We start from the raw sequence: 6,082 nt of genomic DNA, 5'->3' as shown, positions 1-6,082 counted from the left end.
CATCAACAGAACTCTCATCCCGCCAATGCCGCCGATCTACTCAAGCCAAACATCGCTGTCAAACTCTTTCAACCAACTCAAGGGACGAACCAGTCTGCCGCTAGCAGCGTCGCCGCCCTCGTTGTGGCGCCATATAGACCCCACTAAACAAATCTGTCAACGACCAATCCAAACTTTTCCAAAAAATCTTTCAACACGCCAAAAACCGAAAAGAGCCGCTCTGAGCGACTCTTTTCAAAAACACCTATATTAAGAGCGCAATACTCTATTCGGGTTCGTATTCGCGAACACCGTCGTCCTTGGCAAACAACACACATGGCCCCTGGGACCCACGCGGATCATAGGCATAGCCCTTAACCGCAAGTGCATGCGTCATGTCTCGAATGCCCGCTAAGCCATAAAGATGATCATGCAGTTCGAGGAAAATGCGCTGCACACCCGTCAAATCGGCATTTTGCAACAGGTCGCGTTCAGCACCTTCAATATCCATGACCAGAACATTAATGTCGTGCTGAACGATAAATTCGTCAATATTCGTGGAGGATAGCTCTATCGCGTATTCGTACGGTCCTTGATTCTCATCCATGGATGACATCCAGAGATCGCGCCGCACATAAAAGCGGAACGAGCAAGGTTCCCCGGCTGTGAGAATCCCCTGCGAAAGGACAACATTATCCAGGCCGTTAGCATCGATAACTCGGCGGGCGAGTGCCGCTGTAGAGGGGTTTGCCTCGAAAGCCCAGACAGACACGTCGGCAATCTTGGCAATAATAGATGTGATAATTCCTATGCCTGAGCCGAGTTCAAGCACGCGGTCCCCCGGCTTCACTGCCTTGAAAATCGAACGCGCTTCTTTGGCCTCATAGCTGCCGCTCGTCAAAGCCTGCCAGATAACCGGCGAAACTTCATCAGATGCGATCGGCACGTTAATCTCATGTACTTTCAGCAATTCCTACGCCCCAGTTCCCCAATGTCGGAGCATTACGCCCGAACGAACACTCAAATGCGCTCCAACTTATTGAATGCATCACACGTAACTTTGCGATGTGATTAGCGTATGAACATAAACTGATTTGCGTCTCTGAAGCCAGTTGTCACGCCACTATATCGTCAACGATCTGAAGCCAAACCGACCGTCTTCGCGTTCTGTCCGCTGCGGGCATGCAGATGTTTGAGCTTTGATGCAGGCATTGGCTTACCTATGAGATAGCCTTGAACCTGATCGCACCCTAGTCGTTTCAGACACTCAAACTGCTCCTCGGTTTCAATGCCTTCTGCAATTGTCACCATTCTGAGGCTGCGCCCTACCCCAGTTACGAGTTCGACAATCGCCAAAGCATCCGGTCGCGTCGTCACATCGCGCACGAAAGACCGGTCGATCTTGATCTTGTCAAACGGAAATCCGCTGAGGCTGCCGAGCGAGGAATAGCCCGTTCCGAAATCGTCCATAGCGATCTGGATACCTAATGCTTTCAACTGCCGGAGCGTACTCAAGGTCTGCTCATTCTTGTCCAGCAGAACTGATTCTGTGATCTCGAGCTCGAGGCGCTCTGCATTAAGCCCGCTTTGTTCAAGTGCATCCACCACACTCTGAATGAGGTTAAGGCTACGGAACTGAACAGGAGAGAGATTGACCGCAATCTTGAGCGGCTTGTTCCAATGGGCAGCTTCCAGACAGGCAGTCTTGAGTACCCAGTCTCCAAGAGCATGAATAAAACCGATCTTTTCGGCAACCGGAATAAATTCAACCGGTGAAACGGACCCACGGATAGGATGGGTCCAGCGGAGCAATGCCTCATAGCCACATATTTCGCGCGTGATGGTGCAGGCTTGCGGCTGGTAGTAAACTTCCATCTCACCGTTCTCCAGTGCCTTCTGAAGATCGGCTTCGAATGACTTTTTCTCCCGCAAACGCGTCTGCATCTGAGACTTGAACACGCTCGCATGTCCAGGCCCGAGCGCCTTTGCTTCATATAGTGCTAGATCTGCGTGCTTGAAAAGCTCTTCCGTATCCGGTTCTCCCTCGGAGATCGCGACGCCGACACAGGTTCCAATTTTTATTTCCAGCTCGCCGACATGATAAGGCTGGCTGATAGCTTCCATCAAACGATCTGCAAGCTCTAAAGCTTCCTCTTCCTGCAGTCCTGTGGAAAGCAGAGCAAATTCGTCGCCACCTAAGCGACACACCATATCGCCACGCTCACCAAGTTTGGTGAGGCGCCGTGCGACTGCCTGCAAAAGCGCGTCGCCGACATCATGTCCGAGTGTGTCATTGACGTCTTTGAACCCATCGAGGTCCAAAAGAAGAATGATCGCCGACAGGCTTCCTGACTGTGCAGCTTCAAGCCTCTTCTCCAGATCCTGCCGGAACAGAACACGATTGGGCAAACCGGTCAAGGCATCGTGATGTGCGTCATGCTCAAGCCGAAAATTCTGCGACTGCAATTCACCCGTTGCTTGCCGAAGATCACTTGTCAAGCGCTGCATGCTGCCATGCGCCCGGTCGAGAAGCTTATTGTGGCGGAGCAGGAGAATGACCAGCACCACGCCGCAGAGGATGAGACCGGCCGCCAATCCCGTGTAAATGAGATGCAGCTGACGAACTTCTGCCTGAGCAGCATCAATAAGCCCAACGTCATACTCAACAGCCGACGATGCAAGCGCAGTCATCGGCCCGTCAAGCTCGCTCATTGATTGCAGAACGGTTTTGATACTGTCAGCGTCCAGCTTATCAAGCTGAATATCGAGTGCCTTCAGGACATCGCTCAGCTTCAAAAACAGATCGCGTCGCTGCGGGTCATTCTGGATGAAAGATCGTAGATTACCTTGCTGCAGCAGTTCCAGTCGCCCCAGCATGATATCGAGACGAAGTCGCACTTCGTCATGCCGATCCTCATTCATATTCAAGGCATATCCGGCCAGAACATGCTCAAGCCGCATATATTCCGACACTGTCTGACCGACAGCCCAAGAGTCGTTATAACGGGAGAATTTCTGAAGCGCTGTCTGTCGTTCAGCAATGACATAGGCGATGTAGGCCGTTGCCACCACGAAACAACAGATTATAACGCCTAGAATTCGTCTCACACTTTGCCTCTATTCAACTATCAGCTTGGCAACCTGCCACGCGGAACGTGTGTAATAGGTCTGGCTTTGGAGCTGTGGGTCGCTGTCATACGGATAGATTATAAACAATGGTCCTTTGTCGCGAACCGGCATGTAATTGCCATCTCGCTTCATGGCAAGAATAACGTTGAACTTCTTGAAATCTTCCATCGGCACCGTGCTGACGTAATCATTCAACGCTACCGCAGTCACCTTCGTTCCCTTGGCGCCGACGAGCGTCATAAGCTTGTCCAGCGATACGCCTTCGAAACGCACGCGGCCATCATACCATGGATTGGCCGTTTCCACCGTCACCAAACCGATGGCTTCCAGCATGTCCCGGTCGAATTGCGCCGTATCGCCAACATTTGTATTCGAGATATTACCGGATATGACCAGAATGGGTTTACCCGTTGGCTTGGCCAAAGGTTCGGCCACTGCCCCGGATAGCCAGACAAAGGGCACGATCAGACAGAAAAAGAGTCGAACGAGTTTCATTGCATTTCTCCATGATAAATTAGACCAATAAAGAGAATTGCCTAAATCAACGTGAAGATTGCATGAGTTTTGTATTTTTTCGTGTTCATATGCAATAGAAATGAAATATCAACGACAATCTTGACGCAACGTAACTTCAAACGACCGCAGTTAGTGAATTGCCCTAATGTTAGATCGCTTTTGTCGGATAGTAACGCTTTTAATCCACCATATCAGCTAAGTACGTGGTGACCCGGCCCAATTCGTGCCCTTTAAAGCAAAAAGGGCAACGTTGTTGACGCTGCCCTTTGGATAAGTTGGATGATTATCAGGTCTTCAACCGGCTAGTTTGCCACCAGTCATGGCTTCCGGAACGCCGGTCGTGCTCGGAAAACTTATGGGTAGTCCGCGCAGAACCCGTACGGCGAGGAATGCAAAGCATTCAGCTTCCACGGCATCGCCCCGCCAGCCAAGTGTTTCAACGGGAACGAGTTCCACTTTCGCGCGCTCGACCAGCATGCGCATCATGGTCGGATTGCGACGACCACCACCGCTGACGGCCAGCCGCGTTGGCCGACGCGGCAAAATATCCAAGGCTTTCCCAACAGCAGAAGTGGTGAACGCGGTCAATGTTGCCGCGCCGTCTGCCTCATTCAGACCGTCGGCCATTGCATCCGTGAAATCGAAGCGATCCAATGACTTCGGATATGGCGCAGTCAGATAAGGGTGTTTGAGCAGTTCCGCGAGCCGGGCTTCATCTACCCTGCCCTTTGCCGCCAGTGCTCCGTCGCGATCCATCTCACCCAACCCATGTGCCTTCATGAAATCGTTGATGGGTGCATTGGCTGGCCCCGTATCGAATGCCACAAGCGCATCATCGCCATCCCACCATGTGATATTGCCGACGCCGCCAAGATTGAGAATCGCAGTATTGCCACTCGAATCGGCACTGCGCAGCAAAGCAGCGTGATAGACGGCCGCAAGCGGAGCACCCTGCCCGCCAGCGCGAATATCTGCTGTCCGGAAATCATAAGCAACCTTGGTTCCGAGCAATTCGCTCATAAGCCTTCCGTCACCAAGTTGCCTTGTGTCACCAAGCTTGCCTGCCTGCGGCGCGCGATGCAAAACCGTCTGTCCATGAAAACCGACAACGCCGATATTCTCCATCGACAGCCCGCTTTCCTCGACCAGTTCGCGCACAGCCGCAGACTGTGCACGCGTCAGCGCTTCCTCAGCCTCGCTAAACACGGAAGGTTCCGCGCCTTCAAAATTCCAGCCGCGAGCCTCCGCCTGCGCTCGTTCCAGAAGATCACGAATCCAGCGCGGATAAGGCTTCAGCGCATAAGCGCCGAATTCCGTGATGGTCTCGCCATCAGTCTTCAAAAGGGCAACATCGATGTTCCCATCAAGAACAGTGCCGGTCATCAGGCCAACGGCCCATATTGGCTGCATAGACGTCTCCTATTCCAATGAAATTGCGTCGCCGACACCCTGACGTAGCGAAAGAATACCACTGTCGAAATGGCGTGTCGGATGAATGCGATTGGTGAGCAAGGTCCACGCCCTGCCCGCTTCAAAATCGATCCACAAACCGGTACCCGTGAAACCGGTATGGCCGATCGTATCCTTCGAATTGAAATTGCCGCCCGACCAGCTGTCATAAGGCCGTTCCCAGCCATGCGTCCGGGTCGCGGATATTGGTTGGCGCATCTGCGTTATAACGTGTTGCGATGCGCCAGTGCCGTCGAGCAAACCAACTGCGAAATCGAGTATGGATGCAGCCGTGCCGAACAGCCCCGCATGCGCAGCACCCTGCAACGCTGAACAATTGTCGTCGTGGACCTCACCGCAAAGTACGCGATTGCGCCAGGTGCAATCTTCGGTGGCGGCACTGATCTCCGGCTCCGCGGAAAAGGCGAAGCCCTCGCCGGGGTCCATCTCGCGAATGGTCTTGCCGTAAAGCCGTTCCATCGCAAAACCGAGCAGGATGAAATTGATGTCTGAATAAACCGGCGCGGATTCTCTCCATTCGCGTTGCAATACAAATGCGCGCAACAATTCCGGATCCCGTCCATATGTGTAGATCGGTTCGACCGACGGAAATGGCGTCTGGTGGCCGAGACATTCACGAAAGGTGACTTTGCGCTCCCAAGCATCATTATCATATTGCCGAAGATCCGGAAGCAACGTGATCAATGGTGCATCGAGGTCAATGACACCTTCCTCAGCCAGCGTAAGGATGCGAGGTGTCGTGAAAATCACTTTGGTCAGCGAGGCGAGATCGAACCACGTATCGGTTGTCATCGCGCGCCGGGCCGGTACAGTCTGCGCATAGCCCGTCGCCCGGACAGCCCGGTTGCCGGAGAGATCGACCATTCCGAGCACACCTCCCGGAATTCGACCTGAGTCGCACGCGCCTGTTAACAGGCTGAAAGCTCTTTCAAAACGCGCCGTAAAGGCGGTATCCACGGGGTGGCGGACATTTGGTTCTGCCATCATG

General features: G+C 53.1%; 5 protein-coding genes. All 5 read right to left on the bottom strand.

Annotation, left to right across the window (positions count from 1 at the left end; translation table 11 throughout):
- Positions 1 to 265 precede the first annotated feature (265 nt).
- A complete protein-coding gene (locus F9K94_RS09845; protein ID WP_151645292.1) occupies positions 266 to 949 on the bottom strand; it encodes an FkbM family methyltransferase in 684 nt (227 codons plus the stop codon).
- Between the two features lie 161 nt (positions 950 to 1,110).
- The gene (locus tag F9K94_RS09840) at positions 1,111 to 3,087 is read right to left on the bottom strand and encodes a putative bifunctional diguanylate cyclase/phosphodiesterase (protein ID WP_151645290.1); all 1,977 of its coding nucleotides are present in this window, start codon (positions 3,085 to 3,087) and stop codon (positions 1,111 to 1,113) included.
- Positions 3,088 to 3,096: 9 nt separating this feature from the next.
- Positions 3,097 to 3,603: an oxidoreductase gene (locus F9K94_RS09835; protein ID WP_151645288.1), complete on the bottom strand. Its 507-nt coding sequence runs from the start codon at positions 3,601 to 3,603 to the stop codon at positions 3,097 to 3,099.
- Positions 3,604 to 3,918: 315 nt separating this feature from the next.
- The gene (locus tag F9K94_RS09830; RefSeq protein ID WP_151645286.1) at positions 3,919 to 5,034 is read right to left on the bottom strand and encodes an anhydro-N-acetylmuramic acid kinase; all 1,116 of its coding nucleotides are present in this window, start codon (positions 5,032 to 5,034) and stop codon (positions 3,919 to 3,921) included.
- Positions 5,035 to 5,043: 9 nt separating this feature from the next.
- A complete protein-coding gene (locus F9K94_RS09825; protein ID WP_151645368.1) occupies positions 5,044 to 6,078 on the bottom strand; it encodes a serine hydrolase domain-containing protein in 1,035 nt (344 codons plus the stop codon).
- Positions 6,079 to 6,082: the final 4 nt, after the last annotated feature.

The organism is Brucella tritici, assembly GCF_008932285.1.
GTDB lineage: Bacteria > Pseudomonadota > Alphaproteobacteria > Rhizobiales > Rhizobiaceae > Brucella > Brucella tritici.
Note: the sequence above shows the minus strand (reverse complement) of the source record. Positions and strands in the feature narration are given on the sequence as shown.